This is a genomic window from Sphingobium phenoxybenzoativorans (assembly GCF_001757355.1).
In the GTDB taxonomy this organism is placed as follows: Bacteria; Pseudomonadota; Alphaproteobacteria; order Sphingomonadales; family Sphingomonadaceae; genus Sphingobium; species Sphingobium phenoxybenzoativorans.
The window spans coordinates 1-16781 of record NZ_MINO01000075.1 but is presented as its reverse complement, the minus strand read 5'-3'; the positions used below and the strand labels follow the sequence as shown (position 1 = coordinate 16781).

Genomic DNA, 16781 nt, shown 5'->3' with positions numbered 1-16781 from the left:
CACGGCCGACGGGATCGCCGCCATCCTCAACACCCATCTCGCCGCCTGCGCCGCCGTGCTGGGATGGGCGGTCATGGAGCGCGTGCGCACTGGCCACGCCACGGCGGGCGGCATGGGCTGCGGCGCGCTGGCCGGTCTTGCCGCCATTTCCGCCTCCGCCGGTTTCACGGATATGCCGGGCGCGATCCTGACCGGCCTGTGCGCAGGCGTGCTGGGCCAGTTCGCATCGGCAACGGCGCGCCTGCTTCGCGCCTGGGACCCTGCCAACATCTTCGCCGTCCATGCCGTTGGCGGCGCAACCGGCGCGCTCATGCTGGCGCTGGTGAACAGCAGCTCTCCGGTCGACGTGCTGCTCGTCAATCAGGCTGTTGGCGTGGGCGCAGTCATTCTCTGGTCCGCCGCCGTCACCGCTCTGCTGACGCTGCCGCTCCTGCTGCTGAAACCGGCCCGGACCGAGAGCGCCCACAGCGTCTAGGACGGATCGACATTCAGCCCTGACGGCCTGCAAATGGCGCTTTCCCGTGCTTCCGGTGCTCACGTACTTTTAGTACGCTGTGCTCCGGCTCACAGAAAACCACCATTTTCGGCACGTCATCCTCTGAATGTCGATCCGTCCTAGATGCCCCGATGCTTCCTGAATGCGGCGGTGGCCTCCACCGGCCCTTTATAGGCTTCCTGAAACTCGCCGCTCCAATAGAGCAGCGAATCCAGATCGATCTTTTCGCCCGTCACCGCGCACAGGACAAAGGTCCCCGGCCGCACGATGTCATAATGCGGCGTATCGTATCGCAGCACCGCAAGTCCGGGAATGTCGGCCATGACGCCTCAATCGCCGGTCAGGATTCGATCCACCAACTGCTTCACCGTGGGGACGAAGCCGTTGGAGTAGAAAGGGTCCTGCTTGAAGCGGTAGGCGCTGTGCCCGGCGAAGGCGAGATTCTCGTCAACGGGACCGCCATGGGCGATGTCCTGCAGCGTTTTCTGGATGCAGAAGCTGCGCGGATCGGCCAGACGCCCGGTCGAATTGGTCTCGCTGTCCATCCAGCTTGAAAAGGCGCATTGCGACAGACAGCCCATGCAATCCGCCTGATCCTTGCGGATGACGCCCTTCTCCGGGTCAGTGACGAACACCAGCGTATTGTCCGGCGTCTTGAGCGCGGAGGTGAAGCCCAGGCCCACCCACTCGCGCGCGCGCAGCAGGTCGTTGCGCGTCACCCAGAAATTCTTGCCCTTCACGCCCACGTCGAGCTGGTGGGTATGGTCGCCCGCCTGCTCCAGGCTGAAGGCGATCTGCCGTTCCGAACGGGCTTCCAAATTGCGCAGGAAGGGATTGCGGATCGCCGAGCTGTAGAAACCCGTGGGAGAGAAGCGATGCAGCAGCACGTCGCCCTCGTCGAGTTGCGTCAGCCGCGCCTTCCATTCTTCGGGGATCGGGCTTTCCTGCGTCAGCAGCGGGCGGGTGCCGAACTGGAAGGCGATGGCACCCAGTTCCGGGTTGTCGATCCAGTCGTTCCAGTCGCGCAGATGCCAGACGCCACCGGCCATGATGATCGGCACTTCGTCCGAAATCCCGCCCTCGCGCATCGTTTCGCGCAGCGCCTTGACGCGCGGATAGGGGTTTTCCGGCTTCTGAGGATCTTCCGCATTGGACAGGCCATTATGGCCGCCCGCCAGCCAAGGGTCCTCATAGACCACACCCGCCAGCCATTCCGCCGCCTTCGAATAGGCGCGCTTCCACAGCGCGCGGAAGGCGCGGCCGGAGCTGACGATAGGCAGGTAGGAAACATTATAGGAGGCGGCGATCTCGGACAGCTTGTACGGCATGCCCGCACCGCAGGTGACGCCCGCCACCATGCCTTTGGTCTTTTCCAGAACGCCATGCAGCACCCGCTGCGCGCCGCCCATTTCCCACAGCACGTTGATGTTGATCGCGCCCTTGCCGCCCGCCAGTTCGAACGCGCGCTTCACCTGCTCGACCGCGCCGTCAATGGCGTAGGCGATCAGTTCCTCATGCCGGTCGCGGCGCGTGCGGCCATGATAAAGCTGGGGAATGATCTTGCCCGTGGGATCATAGCTGTCGGCGTTGACGGCAGAGACGGTGCCAATGCCCCCGGCGGCAGCCCATGCGCCGGAGCTTGCGTGGTTGGAAACTGCGACGCCCTTGCCACCTTCGATCAACGGCCACACTTCGCGTCCGCCATAGACGATGGGTTTCAAACCCTTGAACAATCTATTCTCCCAAGAAATTCGCGGCCGCCCCCTTTGGCCAGGGATGCGCTATATCAGCTTTCCTCGACCGGCGCGGTTTAAAAATTGGACCGCGCCCTAAAGCAAAACATCCGGTCTGGCCAGCGATTTGCCATAGAGACTGGCGTAAGCGCCAAGCATTTGCGGCTCGCCAAAGGCATCCAGCGCCTTGACCCGATTGGCCTTGCCCAGCGCATCGCGAAGCGCAGCGTTCGCCGCCAGTTCGCCCAGCGCCGCCGCCAGCCCCGTTTCCTCCTCCAAAGGAATGACAAACCGCCGATTCGCTGGGGCGACCATATCCGCGACATCGCCCACATCCGTCGAAACCACCGGCAGCCCCGCCGCCATCGCCTCGACCAGCGATATGGGGAATTGCTCGCTGTCGGACGACAGGGCGAAAATGTCGAAAAGGCCCACAAATTTCCATGGATCGGAAAGGAACCCGGCCATGTGAAGATCGGACAGCCCATGCGCCTCCGCTTCCCGCAGGATGGCGTCCCGCTCCGGTCCCTCGCCGACCACCACCAGTTGCAATCGCTCCCGATGCGCCGCGACCGCCCGCACCAGCCGGGGGATATTCTTCACCGCCCGCAACCCGGCCAGCGTTCCCACCACCAGCTTGCCCGGAGCGCGCACAAATCCCGGCAGCGCGTCGGGCTGTGGCGGCGCTGCATATCGCGCCAGATCAATGCCGTTCGGGATCAGGCGCACCTTGCCGCGCGGCTGACGCCAGGCGTTCAGAGCGATCCCCTCCAGCCGCCGCGAAGGCACCACCAGAGCATCCGCTCCCGCCAGCGCGATCCTGCGGTAGCGATTGCGGGCGGGCTTCAAACCCGCCGCCTCATCCTCGTTAAAGCCGTCCTCATGATGGATCAGTGGCGGCAGCGCCAGAAGCCGGTGGAATATCCGGTGCGCCATCACGCCGTCCACCGCCCCCCAATTATAGGTGAGGACCAGATCATAGCCGCGCATGAACCGCGCCAGCGCCAGAAAGCGCGACAGGCCCGGCCGTCCGGTCAGCGGCGGCGCATCGGGGAAATCCACCGCGATGTCCGGCGCAATGGCCGCCCGCGCGCCCATAGCGCCCGGCACGCCGCTGACGATCGCGTGCTCCGCCCGGTCGCCCCACAGGTTCATCAGGCGCACTGCCCTGGCTTCCTTGCCGCCCAGATTGAAACTGCTGTGAAGGTGGAGAAGGCGCGGCCGCCCGTCATACGGCCTATCAGCCATTGACCAGCACGCGCTCCAGCAGGCGCCCTATCCCGGCGACGGCCTCCGCCTCGTCAAGCACCGGCGCATGGCCGACGCGCGGCACAGTGACGATCTCGGTTTCGCCGCCAATGTCGCGGCGCATCCGGTCCGCCGTCGCCACGCTGAACAGGTCGGACAGCGCACCGCGCACGATCAGCGTGGGAACATCCCTGAACCCCGCCAGAGTCGGCCACAGGTCGACACCGGTCTCGCCACCGGGCACCCGCAGCGGCTCGGCGATCCGCATGTCATAGTCCAGCACCACGCGCCCACTGCTGTTCAGCCGGAACAGCCGCTTGGCCATCGCCAGCCACTGGTCCAGCTTGTAACCCGGATAGATGTCCGCATTGGCCTCGGCCAGCGCCCGCGCGGCGTGCACCCAGGTCGGGTGGTTGCTGCCGGAGCCGACATAACCCCTGATCCGGGCAAGGCCCGCTTCCTCTATCTGCGGCCCGACATCGTTCAGCACAGCGCCCGCCATCCTGTCCGGCCGGGTGGACGCCATGATCATCGCGATGATGCCGCCCAGGGACGTCCCAACCACCACGAACCGCGTCAGCGCCAGATCGGTCAGCAATCGCTCCAGGTCATGCAGATAGGTGATCGGCACATAGCTCATCGCATCCTTGGCGTAGGCGCTTTCCGACCGGCCCCGCAGATCGGGACAGATCATCCGCCATTGCCCTGCGAATTTCTCCGCCAGCGGCTCGAAGTCGCGGGCGTTGCGCGTCAATCCCGGCAGGCACAGCAGCGGCGGCCTGTCCTCCGGCCCCGCATAGTCCCGGTAATGCAGCCGCAGGCCATCGGGAGACCACCAATATCCGTCGCTATAGCTGGCCACGCTTGATCCTTCCGCCCTGCATGCCCCATATCGCCGCATGCGCACGCCCCTGCAAGCCAGCAAATTCCGTCCCGAAACGCTCATCACCGGCCTGGGGGACAGCTTCGCCGATCCCGTCGCCGCTGCGGATTTCCCGCAGACCATGCTGCGCTTCCGCAATGACCGGCACGCCGCGACAGTGGGCCTCGCCGATCTGAGCGATGAAGAATGGATCGCACATTTCGGGCGGTTCCAACCGCTTTCCGGCTCCCTGCCCCAGCCGCTTGCGCTCCGCTATCACGGCCATCAGTTTCAGGTCTATAATCCCGACATCGGCGACGGCCGCGGATTTCTCTTTGCCCAGTTGCGCGATGGCGCAGGCCGCCTGCTCGACCTTGGCACCAAGGGATCGGGCCAGACGCCCTGGAGCCGCTCTGGCGACGGCCGCCTGACGCTGAAAGGCGGGGTCCGCGAGATATTGGCGACCGAAATGCTGGAGGCGCTTGGCGTCAACACCAGCAAGACCTTCTCGCTTATCGAAACCGGCGAACAACTCTATCGCGGTGACGAACCGTCCCCCACCCGCTCCGCCGTTCTCACCCGTCTCAGCCACAGCCATATCCGCATCGGCAGCTTCCAGCGCGCCGCCTATGAACGCAATGAGGCGTTGATGCAGGCGCTCGTCGCCTATGCGCTGGAGCAGCTTTACGGCGAAGCGCCCGGCGACCACCCGCCCGCCCAGCTTCTTGGCCGGGTCGTGGAGCGCACCGCCGATCTCGCCGCCAGCTATATGGTCGCGGGTTTCGTCCACGGCGTGCTCAACAGCGACAATATCAACGTCACTGGCGAAAGCTTCGACTACGGACCCTGGCGCTTCGCGCCGCAATGGGACGCCGCTTTCACCGCCGCCTATTTCGATTATCAGGGCCTCTACGCTTTCGGCCGGCAGGCGGAGGCGATCCACTGGGACGTGGCGCAACTGGCCGTGTCCCTGCGCCTTTTGTCCGAAGCGCCCCCTCTGATCGAACAGCTTGAGCGTTTTCCCGATCTCTACGGCCAAATGCTGGTGAAGCGCTTCTTCTGGCGGCTGGGCCTCATGCCGGCTGGGCAAGACGAATCCGCCGCATTTGTTCAGGCAACGGTGCAGGGGATGATCGAAACGGGTACGCAGATCGACCGGTTCTTCCTCGACTGGCGTCATGGCGATATCAGGGGCGAAGGCTATGAGGCGGAGGCATGGCGGCCGGCCAGAGAGGCGCTCCCCGCCTTCCGGCCCACTGGCGCGCGCGCAGATCATGCCTACTGGCGGCAGGACGCGTCCTGCTCCATGCATATCGACGAGGTGGAGGCGATCTGGTCGGCCATCGACCGGGACGACGACTGGGGACCGCTGCATGCCAAGGTCGCCGCCATCCGGACCATGGGCGATGCGCTGGGGGATGCACCGCCAACAGGCTGAACCGCTTCCCGGACTTGCCCCCTTTAAAGATCATGCCATTTCGGCCATATCGTACCCATGTCAGCCAAGATTGTTTCGACCGAACCTGCAACCGGCGCGCACCTCTGGGAATCCGAGATCAGCAACGTGGACCGGGAGGTCGAGCGCGCGCGCGCCGGCTGGCTCGGCTGGGCCGCAAAGCCGCTCACCTTCCGCGTGGAGACGCTGCGCCGCTTCGCCAATGCCGTCCGTGCGGCCGAGGATGATCTTGTCGACCTCATCTCCCGCGAGACCGGCAAGCCGCTGTGGGACGCCCGCACGGAAGTCGCCGCCGTCATCGGCAAGATCGATATCTCCGTCGCCGCCTATTCCGAACGCACCGGGCAGAAGCGCCTTGAAGGGGCAATGGGCGTGCGGCAGGCCGTCCGGCACAAGCCGCATGGCGTCATGGCCGTGCTTGGCCCCTATAATTTCCCCGCGCACCTGCCCAATGGCCATATCGTCCCCGCCCTGATCGCGGGCAATGCCGTGGTGTTCAAGCCATCGGAAAAGACCCCTGCGGTCGGCGCGATGCTGGTCGATCTCTATCACAAGGCGGGCGTGCCGGAGGATGTGGTGCGGCTGGTGATCGGCGGCCCCGATGAGGGACGCGCCCTGACATCGCATCCCGGCATAGACGGCATCCTGTTCACCGGTTCCGCCGCGACCGGCATCGCCATCAACAAGGCGTGCGCGGACCGCCCGGACAAGATTCTCGCCCTGGAAATGGGCGGCAACAATCCGATCATCGCCTGGGACACGCCCGATATCGCCAGCGCCGCCGTCCTCATCGCCCAGTCTGCCTTCCTGTCGGCAGGGCAGCGCTGCACGGCCGCCAAGCGGCTGATCGTCAAGGAAAGTCTCGCCCCGCTGCTGATCGCGGAGGTGAAGCAGCTTGCCGACCGGATGGTGATCGACCATCCCCATGCCGATCCCACGCCCTATATGGGTCCGGTCATCGACAATCTGGCGGCGGACGGCCTGACCGAAAGCTTCCTGATCCTGATGAGCAATGGCGGACGGCCGATCAAACATATGGTCCGGCCGAAGGCGAACCTGCCCTTCGTCTCCCCCGCCATGATCGACGTGACCGACATGCCCGAACGGCCGGATATTGAGCTGTTCGGCCCGCTGCTGCAGGTCATTCGCGTCCCCGATTTCGACACGGCGATCGCGGAGGCGAACAACACCCGCTTCGGCCTGTCCGCCTCGCTGATCGGCGGATCGCCCAGCCATTACGACCAGTTCTGGGCGAATATCCGCGCGGGCATCGTCAACTGGAACAAGCCGACCAACGGCGCATCCTCCGCCGCGCCGTTCGGCGGCGTCGGCATTTCGGGCAACCACCGCCCCAGCGCCTATTACGCTGCCGACTATTGCGCCTATCCCGTGGTGTCGTCGGAAGCCGATCAGCCCCGCGCGACGATGGGCGTGGGCTTGCGGGATGTGGAAGTGGCGACGGCGGTGAAGTGAGGGTGGGTTGGTCGGCTAACGACCATTAGCGGCCTCTCACTCTCCGTTTGCCCTGAGCTTGTCGAAGGGCTGTCCTTCTTGAAGGAAAGGACAGGGCTTCGACAAGCTCAGCCAGAACGGATCAAGGAGGAGCAGTCAGACCGCTTCCCACCCCTTCGTCATCCCGCACGTGATGTGGGATCTTTTGGCTCCACCCTGGCGTGACTGCACAAGCGCCTGCGCTCATGGATCCCGGATCAAGTCCGGGATGACGAAATGGGGGATATGTCCGCTTCCCACCCCTTTTCGTCATCCCCGCGCCGTCATCCCCGCGCAGGCGGGGACCCAACGGGCCTTGGGCATTCAAGGCGTAAGAAGGGGAGACGGGTTCACGCCTGCGCGGGAATGACGGGTGTTGGGGCCGCGCGTAATGCTTTTCCGCATTCCACCCATTCCAGCCGCCCCCCAAACAGTCCCGCGCATCCCGCAACGAAACATTTACTAGCCTCACGCATATACATTCTCCGTTGCGATGCAGCGAGACGGGGGGCATCTGGGCAGCATGAATAATTCTACGCCTGGAACAGTGTATCTGGTCGGCGCGGGTCCAGGCGACCCGGAGCTGCTGACGCTGCGCGCCGCGCGCCTTTTGGCCGCCGCATCCCTGGTGGTGCATGACGGGCTGGTCGATCCCGCGATTCTGGGCATGATCCGGCCTGATGCGCGCCGCATTTCGGTCGCCAAGAGCCGCAGCCGCCATTCGCTGCCTCAGGAGGAAATCAACGCCCTGCTGGTGCGCGAAGCGCTCTCCGGCAAGGATGTCGTCCGGCTGAAGGGCGGAGACCCCTTCATCTTCGGCCGTGGTGGTGAGGAAGTAGAAGCTTGCCGCGCCGCGGGCGTGCGGGTCGAGGTCGTCCCCGGCATCAGCGCGGCGATCGGCTGCGCGGCGGAGGCCCAGCTTCCCCTCACCCATCGCGATGCGTCCAGCGCCGTCACCTTCGTCGCCGGGCAGTGCAAGGGCCTCACTGATCAGGACTGGTCGGGCCTTGCCGGCAAGGGCCGCACGCTGGTCATCTATATGGGCGTCGCTACGGCGTCCGACATTGCCGACAAGCTGATGGCGGACGGCGTTTCGCCCGCCACGCCGGTCGCGGTGCTGGAAAAAGGCACGCGCGGCGACAGCCGCGCCATGCGGTCGCTGCTTGCCGATCTGGGCGACATGGTCGTGCGCGAGGGCGTGAAAAGCCCCGCGCTGATCGTCGTCGGCGAAGTCGTGCTGCGGTCTAACGCCAAGGATAAACTGGCCGCCATTGCGGCATATGCGGAGAGTCTTGCGTGATTTTGCTGACTGGAAATGACCTGGCGTCGGGGGACGTAATCTGGTGGACGGGTTCCGGCTGGTCCCGCCATGTCGGCGAGGCCGTCGATGCAGGCAGCGAGGCGGACGCCATTCTTGCGCGCGAAAGCGCCGCGCGGAACGTCAATGCCGGTTATTCCGTGGAGGCCGAAGCCACGGCTTCCGGCCCCCTGCCCCTGCACATCAAGGAACGCATCCGGGCGAGCGGACCGACCGTCCGCACGGACCTCGCCATCAACGCCGATATCCCAATCGTGAAGGCCTGAACCCATGTATCGTTACGACCAATATGATCAGGAGATCGTCGACGCCCGCGTGGAGGAATTCCGCGACCAGGCGCGCCGCCGCCTTGCCGGTGAGATGACCGAGGATCAGTTCAAGCCCCTGCGCCTGATGAACGGCCTCTATCTTCAGCTTCACGCCTATATGCTGCGCGTGGCCGTTCCCTATGGCACGATGTCCGGCAAGCAGATGCGCATGCTCGGCCATATCGCGCGCAAATATGACAAGGGCTACGGCCATTTCACCACCCGCCAGAACATCCAGTATAACTGGATCAAGCTGGAGGACGCCGCCGACATCCTGGCCGATCTCGCCACGGTGGAGATGCACGCCATCCAGACCAGCGGCAATTGCATCCGCAACATCAGCTCCGACCAATATGCCGGGGCCGCCGCTGACGAGGTCGCCGATCCCCGTCCCTGGGCGGAGCTGCTGCGCCAATGGTCGACCTTCCACCCGGAATTCACCTACCTGCCGCGCAAGTTCAAGATCGCCGTCATCGCCAGCGAAGAAGATCGCGCGGCGATGCGCCTGCATGACATCGGCATTGAGCTGGTGAAGCGCGACGGAAAGGTCGGCGCGAAATTCTTCGTCGGCGGCGGCATGGGCCGCACGCCCATGATCGCCCCGGAAATCCGCGACTTCGTGCCGGAGGAGGAGCTGATCTCCTATGCCGAGGCATGCCTGCGCGTCTACAACCGCTACGGCCGCCGCGACAACAAGTATAAGGCGCGGATCAAGATCCTCGTCCATGAACTCGGCGCTGACGAATATCGCCGTCAGGTCGAGGAAGAATTCGCCCATATGAAGACGCTGGGCATTGACCCGCCCGTGGCCGAGCTTGACCGTATTCGCGCCTATTTCGCCGATCCGGCCTATGAAACCGGCCTGCCGGAAGCGGTGGACCGCTCCGATCCCGACTTCGCTCTCTGGCTCGACCAGAATGTCGTCGCGCACAAGCAGCCCGGCTATGCGATCGTCAATATCAGCCTGAAGCCCACCGGCGGCATCCCCGGCGACGCCTCGGCCGAGCAGATTGAGCTGATCGCCGACCTGACCGAGCGCTATTCGATGGATGAGGTGCGCGTCACCCACGCCCAGAATATCGTCCTGCCCTATGTGAAGAAGGCGGACCTCTACACGCTGTGGCAGCAACTGGACGAGGCGGGCCTCGGCGCGTCGAACCTTGACCTGATCACGGACATGATCGCCTGCCCCGGCCTCGATTATTGCAGCCTCGCCAACGCCCGCTCCATCCCGGTCGCGCAGAAGATCGCGCAGCGCTTCGCCGACCCGCAGCGCCAGCGTGATCTCGGCGAGCTGAAGCTCAAGATTTCCGGCTGCATCAACGCCTGCGGCCACCATCATGCCGGTCATATCGGCATCCTTGGCGTCGACCGGAAGGGCGTGGAGAATTACCAGCTCCTGCTCGGCGGATCGGGTGCGGAGGACGCCAGCATCGGCACGATCACCGGCCCCGGCTTTGGCGAGGACGGCATTGTCGATGCCATCGAGAAAGTCACCGACCTCTATGTTTCCGAACGGCAGGAGGGCGAGCGTTTTCTCGATACCTATCGCCGTCTCGGCATGAAGCCTTTCAAGGAGGCCATCTATGGCTGAGTTCCTGTCCTTCCGCACCGGCGACGCCGCGCAGGAGCCTGCCGTCACGGTCGAGGCGTTCACCGGCCAGTCCAACGCCACCGCCGTCCGCATCGAGCCGGGCGAGGATGCGCGCGACCTGCTGCCGCATCTCGACCGCCTGTCGCTGGTGGAGGTGAACTTCCCCGCGTTCGGCGACGGCCGTGGCTATTCGGCCGCCCGCATCTTGCGCGAGGCAGGCTATGAGGGCGAACTGCGCGCCGTGGGCGACGTTCTGGTCGATCAGCTTCCCGCCATGCGCCGCTGCGGCTTTGACGTATTCAAGCCCAATCATCCGCTCGACGATGCCGTCGTGAAGACGTCGCTGGAGCGTTACGATAACGTCTATCAAAAGACCATTGATGGCCGCACGCCCGTCTGGGCGAAGCGCCACCCGGAGAAAATAGATGGCTGAAGCCGCCGCCCGCCAGCTTGACGTGATCGACGCCCGCCCCGCCTTTACCCAGGCGGATGCGGATGCGCTCAACGCGCGGTTCGCGGGCGTGGAAACGGATGCGATGCTCCGCACCCTCTTTGCCGAGGGCGTGCTGGGCAATGTCGCGACCGTTTCGTCCTTCGGCACTGAAAGCGCCGTGCTGCTGCACCTGATCGCGCAGGCGGACCCCTCCGTGCCGGTGATTTTCGTCGATACGCTCAAGATGTTCCCGGAAACGCTGGAATATCGCGATACGCTGGTCGCCGCATTCGGCATCCAGAACAGCTTCACGGTCGTTCCCGATCCAGACGTGATTGCGAAGAAGGACGAGACCGGTCTGCGCTGGTCCTATGACCCGGACGGCTGCTGCGAAATCCGCAAGGTTGAGCCGATGGCCCGCGCCAAGGAGGGTCTCGACACCTGGATTTCCGGCCGCAAGGCGTTCCAGTCCGTCACCCGGCAGAACATCCCCCGTTTCGAGGTCGAGAATGGCCGCCTGAAGCTCAACCCGCTGGGCGACTGGACCAAGGCCGATCTGGAGACCTATTTCGAGGCGCACAACCTGCCCCGCCATCCGCTGGAGGCGCAGGGGTACCTCTCGATCGGCTGCGAACCCTGCACATCGAAAGTGCAGGAGGGCGAGGATCCCCGCGCCGGGCGCTGGCGCGGATGGGACAAGGTGGAATGCGGCATCCACACGCCGTCCACCCCCATTGGCGACGCGGAAGACCCGGCCAACCAGCCCGTTTTCTAAAGCGTCCAATCCATCTTCGGGCAAAACCGTGCTCCTGCGAAAGCAGGAGTCCAGGCCCCATGTCTGAACTGGACTCCTGCTTTCGCAGGAACACATCGCGATTCAGATAATGAAGGCGGCAAACTGGGGTTGATCCAGATCAGTGCAGCTTGTTCTGCTGCTGTTATGATACCTGTATGACAGGCGTTTTCCAGCTCACCTACATCAGTACCGCTCGCGACGGCATTGATGTCGCCGAATGCGAAACCATTCTGGCGGAGGCGCGTGGCCGGAACGCTGAACATGACGTCACGGGATTGTTGCTGTTCAACTCCCGCCGCTTTGTCCAGGTGCTGGAGGGTACGGAGGATGCGGTGAAACGCATCTATGCCCTCATCCAGCGCGACCCGCGCCATCATGGCCTTGTGATCGTCGGCGAGGAATATGTGACCGAACGGCAGTTCGGCCAGTGGGCGATGGCCTTTGACGATGGCACCGGCGATGATGGTCACTTGCCGGAACAGGTGGATCGCTTGCTCGATCGCGCCGGTCCATCGACGCGCGCCCTGTTCCAGACCAGCGCAAAACTCTACCGCCGTCAGATTTTCCTGGACTGACGGCTCACCGCAGCGGGGTTTTCCGCCGCGCCAATTCCGCCTAGACCCTCTTTTCGGGGGTAACAGGAGGAATGCGACGCATGGATCGCCGACACTTTATCGCCGCCGCCGGAGCCACCGTCCTTGCCGCAGGCGCGCGGGGCGTGCTGGCGCAGACCGGCAATGCTGACCAGCAACTCAATGCCGCCTTCGACACGATCTTTCAGCGGACATTGGACAACTCGCCCCAATTGGTGACCAGCCTCGGTCTCGCCAAGGGCGATCGCGCCACGGCGAAGGCGAAGCTGGACGATAATAGCGACACCGGCATCAAACGCCGCCTCGCGCTGGCGAAGCAGGGTCTGGCGGAGGTAAACGCCTTCAAGGGCAAGCCTCTCTCGCCCGCCGCCGCGCTCAACCGCGAGATTGTCGCCTACACGCTGGAGCAGCAGACCGTCGCGCCGGAACGCTTCGGCCTCGCCTCGGTCATCCGGCCCTACCGGATCTTCCAGCAGGGCGGCGCCTATTTCTCGACCCCCGATTTCCTCAACACCGCTCACACCATCACCGCGAAGGACGATTGCGACGCCTATCTCGCCCGGCTCGACGCCTTCGCCGCATCGCTCGACACCGATACCGCCGTGCAGAAGGCGGAGGCGGCGCGCGGCTATCTCGCGCCCGGCTGGTCGCTGGACCTGACCCTGGCGCAGATGGAGAAGCTGCGCGGTCAGCCCGCCGCGTCGAGCAGCATCGTTCAGTCCCTCGCGAAACGCGCGGCCGCCAAAAACATCCCCGGCGACTGGCAGGCCCAGGCCGCCAAAATCGTCGAGGCCGCCGTCTATCCCGCCCTCGACCGCCAGATTGCGCTCCTCAGGGAACTGCGGCCGAAAACCGCGGCAGGCGATGGCGTCTGGCGCGTGCCGCAGGGGGACGCGATCTACGCTGCCGCGCTCAATCAGGCGACGACCACCGACCTGACGCCGGATCAGGTGCACCAGATGGGCTTGGATCAAGTCGCTGAAATCAGCGGCGCCCTTGATGCCATATTAAAGGCGCAGGGCATGACCCAGGGCGAAGTCGGCGCCCGCCTCGCCGCTCTCAACGTCTCACCGGAACAGCTTTATCCGAATACCGCCGAGGGCAGGACTACCCTGATCGACGGCCTGAACAGCAGCAACGCCGCCATGCAGGCGAAACTGGCGCAGGTCTTTGCGACCGTGCCCAACGTACCCCTGGAAATCCGCGCCGTCCCCGTGGAAATTCAGGATGGCGCATCCAACGGCTATTACAACCGCGCCGCGCTCGACGGCTCCCGCCCGGCCATCTACTTCATCAACCTGAAGGATGTGGGCGACTGGCCGAAATATTCCCTGCCCTCCCTCACCTATCATGAGGGCGTGCCCGGCCATCATCTCCAGAATTCGATCGCGCAACTTTCGGCGGACATTCCCATGATCCGCAAGGTCGGCTTCATGAGCGCCTATGGCGAAGGCTGGGCGCTCTATGCCGAACAGCTTGCCGATGAGCTTGGCGGCTACGCGACCCCGCTGGAGCGGGCGGGCTATCTCCAATCCTTCCTGTTCCGCGCCGCGCGGCTGGTTGTCGACACCGGCATCCATACGAAGAAATGGACCCGCGAGCAGGCGACTGATTATCTGGTCCAGAAAACCGGCTTCGCCCGTCCGCGATCCTTGCGGGAGGTCGAACGCTATTGCACCCAGGGCGGGCAGGCGTGCAGCTACAAGGTCGGTCACGGAACATGGGTCGCTGCGCGGAAGAAGGCGCAGGACGCTCTAGGGAAACGCTTCGATATCAAGCAATTCCACGAGATTCTTAAGCAAGGCCCGATGCCGCTGTCGATATTGGAGCGGCAAGTCGACGGGTGGATCAAGAGCGTCGCGACATAGGCGGATATTCGCCGCCTACTTCCACAGTGCTCCTGCGAAAGCAGGAGCCCAGATCTGCCGCCTGAACTGGACTCCTGCTTTCGCAGGAGCACTTGATCGCCTCGGCTACATCGACTCCGTTCGCCCCGAGCTTGTCGAAGGGCTGTCCTTTCCTTCGAAGTGCAGGACAAGGCTTCGACAGGCTCAGCCCGAACGGGAATGGGGATCGCCTGTCACCAGCACAGGTTAATCGTCGTAACTGGACCCCGCATAGGCGTCCTCGGCCAGATCGCTGAACCGCGTGATCTTGGCGTCGAATTTCATGCGCACCTTGCCGGTCGCGCCGTGGCGCTGCTTGGCGATGATCAGTTCGGCCAGGCCATAGATGCGCTCCATCTCCTCGGCCCACTGCTTATGCTCCTCGCTCTCCGTATCGCGCGGCTGGCGGGCGGACACATAATAATCCTCACGGAACACGAACCACACCATGTCGGCGTCCTGCTCGATCGATCCCGATTCGCGCAGGTCCGATAGCTGCGGCCGCTTGTCCTCGCGCTGTTCGACCGCGCGGCTGAGCTGGGACAGCGCCAGCACCGGCACGTTCAGCTCCTTGGCCAGCGTTTTCAATCCGCGCGAGATTTCGGAGATTTCCTGCACGCGGTTGTCGCCCGATTTGGATGTGCCCTGCAAAAGCTGGAGATAATCGACAACAATAAAGCCAATGTCGTGCCGCCGCTTCAAACGCCGCGCCCGCGTGCGCAGCGCCGCGATCGTCAGGCCCGGCGTATCGTCGATATAGAGCGGCAGTTCCTGCAATTCGCGAGCCGCGCGCGACAGATTCTGGAAATCCTGCCGGCTGATCTTGCCCATGCGCAGAGCCTCGCCGCTGATCCCCGACTGTTCGGCAAGAACGCGGGTTGCCAACTGATCCGCCGACATTTCCAGGCTGAAAAAGGCCGTACGCGCGCCCATATTCTTCGCCGGCTCAATCCCGTCCGCATCGTCCCGCAGCCAGCGCGAGGCGGCGTTATAGGCGATGTTGGTCGCCAGCGACGTCTTGCCCATGCCCGGACGTCCCGCCAGGATCATAAGGTCCGAATTGTGCAGGCCGCCGATCTTCTCATTGAGGCTGGTGAGGCCCGTGGTGATGCCCGAAAGATGACCGCCGCTGTTCAGCGCGCGCTCCGCCACCTGCACCGCCATGGTGCTCGCCTGCAGGAAGTTCTTGACCGATCCAGTCTCGCCGTCGCCTTCCGACACCTTGTAGAGCGCGACTTCCGCCGCCTCTATCTGCCCGCGCGGGTCGACATCCTCGCTGGTGTCCAGCGCCTGTTCCACCAGATCGCGGCCAACCTCCACCAATTGCCGCAGCAGGGCGAGGTCATAAATCTGCGCCGCAAAGTCCCGCGCGCCGATCAGCGCGGCGCCATTGCCGGTTAGTTGCGCCAGATAGGCCGGGCCGCCCAGTTCCTTGAGCGCCGGATCGCTTTCCACCAGCGGCTTCAACGTCACCGGATTGGCGATCATGTTCCGCTCAAGCAGTTTCATGATCGCTTCATAGACGCGCCCGTGCAGCGGCTCGTAGAAATGCTCGGCGCGCAGCTTCATCTGCACGTCCTCGGCGATTCGATTGTCGATCATCAGCGCGCCCAGAAGCGCCGCCTCCGCCTCGACATTGCGGGGAAGTTCAGGGCGCGCGGGGTCCGTCGCCTGTAATACTCTCATTGGTTCGACCATGGCCTTATCATCCTCCTCTTGGGCCGAGGGAGCAAGACCAAAGGCGCGACGGCCCTGTGGATCGGCATGGGAACAGGCTGTGGAGAAGCTGTGCAAAACTTGCCCGCCGCGCCGCGCCGCCGCGCAGCCCCTTGCAATTCCTGCCTTCCCGCCGCAGTGACTGTCCCCTCTTATGGCCGATCCGCGCATCATAGATATTGAGCTGGACCAGCGAACGATCATCTGGCGCAATGCCGATGTCGAGCAGGAACGGCGGATCGCGATCTTCGACCTGCTCGAAGAAAATCATTTTGCTCCCCAGCGCGAACAGCCGGACGGCTATGCCGGGCCATACAAGGTCCGCCTGCGCGTGGAGGAAGGCCGCCTGGCGATAGAGATCGACCGGGAGGACGGCACGCCGCTGGAGGCGATCATTCTCGGCCTCGCCCGGTTCCGCAGGCCGATCAAGGATTATTTCGCGATCTGCGACAGCTATTATCAGGCGATCCGCAACGCGACCGCCCAGCAGATCGAAACCGTGGACATGGCCCGGCGCGCGATTCACAACGAAGCCGCCGAAATCCTGAAGGAGCGGCTGGAGGGCAAGGTCACGGTCGATTTCGATACCGCCCGCCGCCTGTTCACGCTCATCTGCGTCCTGCACATCAAGGGCTGAGGCAATGGCGCGGACAACCTATCGCGGCACGCTGTTTCGTGCCGGGCTTGCTCTCATTCTCCTCGCCATGCTCGCTTCCGCCGCCTGGGTCTATGCCGGACGGTGGGAGCCGTCCCGCGCGGACTATCCCGTACAGGGCGTGTCCGTCGACTCGACGTCGGGCGCGATCGACTGGGGCACGCTGCACGCCAGCCATGCCGATTTCGCCTATATC

General features: G+C 64.3%; 15 protein-coding genes and 2 pseudogenes. 12 read left to right on the top strand and 5 right to left on the bottom strand.

Annotation, left to right across the window (positions count from 1 at the left end; genetic code table 11):
• Window positions 1–475, top strand: a pseudogene (locus BHQ40_RS21000) (ammonium transporter); the annotation flags it as partial.
• 140 nt (window positions 476–615) lie between these two features.
• Here BHQ40_RS21000 and BHQ40_RS20995 read toward each other — a convergent pair.
• From BHQ40_RS20995 to BHQ40_RS20980, 4 genes are all read right to left on the bottom strand, one after another.
• Complete coding sequence (locus BHQ40_RS20995) at window positions 616–819, bottom strand: DUF2093 domain-containing protein (protein ID WP_070157760.1); 204 nt, start codon at window positions 817–819, stop codon at window positions 616–618.
• A 6-nt stretch (window positions 820–825) separates the two neighbouring features.
• Entirely contained in the window at window positions 826–2229 is a 1404-nt protein-coding gene (locus BHQ40_RS20990) for an NAD(P)H-dependent flavin oxidoreductase (RefSeq protein ID WP_070157759.1), read from the bottom strand.
• A gap of 96 nt (window positions 2230–2325) precedes the next feature.
• On the bottom strand, window positions 2326–3477 hold the full coding sequence (locus BHQ40_RS20985) for a glycosyltransferase (RefSeq protein WP_070157758.1): 1152 nt from the start codon (window positions 3475–3477) through the stop codon (window positions 2326–2328).
• Window positions 3470–4339, bottom strand: a complete 870-nt coding sequence (locus tag BHQ40_RS20980) for an alpha/beta fold hydrolase (RefSeq protein ID WP_139139394.1) — start codon at window positions 4337–4339, stop codon at window positions 3470–3472. The genes BHQ40_RS20985 and BHQ40_RS20980 overlap by 8 nt, the downstream gene beginning before the upstream one ends.
• Window positions 4340–4376: 37 nt before the next feature.
• Between BHQ40_RS20980 and BHQ40_RS20975 the strand changes: the two genes are divergently transcribed.
• The 9 genes from BHQ40_RS20975 (at window position 4377) to BHQ40_RS20935 (ending at window position 14196) form a co-directional block, all read left to right on the top strand.
• On the top strand, window positions 4377–5777 hold the full coding sequence (locus BHQ40_RS20975; protein WP_070157756.1) for a protein adenylyltransferase SelO family protein: 1401 nt from the start codon (window positions 4377–4379) through the stop codon (window positions 5775–5777).
• A 57-nt stretch (window positions 5778–5834) separates the two neighbouring features.
• Entirely contained in the window at window positions 5835–7268 is a 1434-nt protein-coding gene (gene astD / locus BHQ40_RS20970; RefSeq protein WP_070157755.1) for a succinylglutamate-semialdehyde dehydrogenase, read from the top strand.
• Between the two features lie 541 nt (window positions 7269–7809).
• On the top strand, window positions 7810–8586 hold the full coding sequence (cobA, locus tag BHQ40_RS20965) for a uroporphyrinogen-III C-methyltransferase (RefSeq protein ID WP_070157754.1): 777 nt from the start codon (window positions 7810–7812) through the stop codon (window positions 8584–8586).
• Complete coding sequence (locus BHQ40_RS20960) at window positions 8583–8870, top strand: DUF2849 domain-containing protein (RefSeq protein WP_070157753.1); 288 nt, start codon at window positions 8583–8585, stop codon at window positions 8868–8870. Before cobA ends, BHQ40_RS20960 begins: the two co-directional genes overlap by 4 nt.
• A gap of 4 nt (window positions 8871–8874) precedes the next feature.
• Window positions 8875–10506 (top strand): nitrite/sulfite reductase, encoded by a 1632-nt coding sequence (locus BHQ40_RS20955; protein WP_070157752.1) that lies wholly within the window; start codon window positions 8875–8877, stop codon window positions 10504–10506.
• On the top strand, window positions 10499–10939 hold the full coding sequence (locus BHQ40_RS20950; RefSeq protein WP_070157751.1) for a DUF934 domain-containing protein: 441 nt from the start codon (window positions 10499–10501) through the stop codon (window positions 10937–10939). The genes BHQ40_RS20955 and BHQ40_RS20950 overlap by 8 nt, the downstream gene beginning before the upstream one ends.
• On the top strand, window positions 10932–11714 hold the full coding sequence (locus BHQ40_RS20945; protein ID WP_070157750.1) for a phosphoadenylyl-sulfate reductase: 783 nt from the start codon (window positions 10932–10934) through the stop codon (window positions 11712–11714). Before BHQ40_RS20950 ends, BHQ40_RS20945 begins: the two co-directional genes overlap by 8 nt.
• Window positions 11715–11890: 176 nt before the next feature.
• Window positions 11891–12310, top strand: a complete 420-nt coding sequence (locus BHQ40_RS20940) for a BLUF domain-containing protein (protein ID WP_070157749.1) — start codon at window positions 11891–11893, stop codon at window positions 12308–12310.
• 80 nt (window positions 12311–12390) lie between these two features.
• Window positions 12391–14196, top strand: coding sequence for a DUF885 domain-containing protein (locus tag BHQ40_RS20935; protein WP_070157748.1), 1806 nt, complete (start codon window positions 12391–12393; stop codon window positions 14194–14196).
• A 225-nt stretch (window positions 14197–14421) separates the two neighbouring features.
• Here the strand turns inward: BHQ40_RS20935 and BHQ40_RS20930 are convergent, their stop codons facing one another.
• A complete protein-coding gene (locus tag BHQ40_RS20930; protein WP_070157747.1) occupies window positions 14422–15912 on the bottom strand; it encodes a replicative DNA helicase in 1491 nt (496 codons plus the stop codon).
• 172 nt (window positions 15913–16084) lie between these two features.
• Here BHQ40_RS20930 and BHQ40_RS20925 point away from each other — a divergent pair, with 172 nt between their 5' ends.
• Both BHQ40_RS20925 and BHQ40_RS20920 read left to right on the top strand, forming a co-directional pair.
• Complete coding sequence (locus tag BHQ40_RS20925; RefSeq protein WP_070157746.1) at window positions 16085–16567, top strand: UPF0262 family protein; 483 nt, start codon at window positions 16085–16087, stop codon at window positions 16565–16567.
• Between the two features lie 4 nt (window positions 16568–16571).
• Window positions 16572–16781, top strand: a pseudogene (locus BHQ40_RS20920) (glycoside hydrolase family 25); the annotation flags it as partial.

Excerpts from the sequence above, each read along its gene's own strand:
- BHQ40_RS20935 (WP_070157748.1), top strand. The coding sequence starts at position 12,391 with ATGGATCGCCGACACTTTATCGCCGCCGCCGGAGCCACCGTCCTTGCC.
- astD (WP_070157755.1), top strand. The coding sequence starts at position 5,835 with ATGTCAGCCAAGATTGTTTCGACCGAACCTGCAACCGGCGCGCACCTC.
- BHQ40_RS20995 (WP_070157760.1), bottom strand. The coding sequence starts at position 819 with ATGGCCGACATTCCCGGACTTGCGGTGCTGCGATACGATACGCCGCAT.
- BHQ40_RS20945 (WP_070157750.1), top strand. The coding sequence starts at position 10,932 with ATGGCTGAAGCCGCCGCCCGCCAGCTTGACGTGATCGACGCCCGCCCC.
- BHQ40_RS20925 (WP_070157746.1), top strand. The coding sequence starts at position 16,085 with ATGGCCGATCCGCGCATCATAGATATTGAGCTGGACCAGCGAACGATC.
- cobA (WP_070157754.1), top strand. The coding sequence starts at position 7,810 with ATGAATAATTCTACGCCTGGAACAGTGTATCTGGTCGGCGCGGGTCCA.
- BHQ40_RS20955 (WP_070157752.1), top strand. The coding sequence starts at position 8,875 with ATGTATCGTTACGACCAATATGATCAGGAGATCGTCGACGCCCGCGTG.
- BHQ40_RS20985 (WP_070157758.1), bottom strand. The coding sequence starts at position 3,477 with ATGGCTGATAGGCCGTATGACGGGCGGCCGCGCCTTCTCCACCTTCAC.
- BHQ40_RS20950 (WP_070157751.1), top strand. The coding sequence starts at position 10,499 with ATGGCTGAGTTCCTGTCCTTCCGCACCGGCGACGCCGCGCAGGAGCCT.
- BHQ40_RS20975 (WP_070157756.1), top strand. The coding sequence starts at position 4,377 with ATGCGCACGCCCCTGCAAGCCAGCAAATTCCGTCCCGAAACGCTCATC.
- BHQ40_RS20940 (WP_070157749.1), top strand. The coding sequence starts at position 11,891 with ATGACAGGCGTTTTCCAGCTCACCTACATCAGTACCGCTCGCGACGGC.
- BHQ40_RS20930 (WP_070157747.1), bottom strand. The coding sequence starts at position 15,912 with ATGGTCGAACCAATGAGAGTATTACAGGCGACGGACCCCGCGCGCCCT.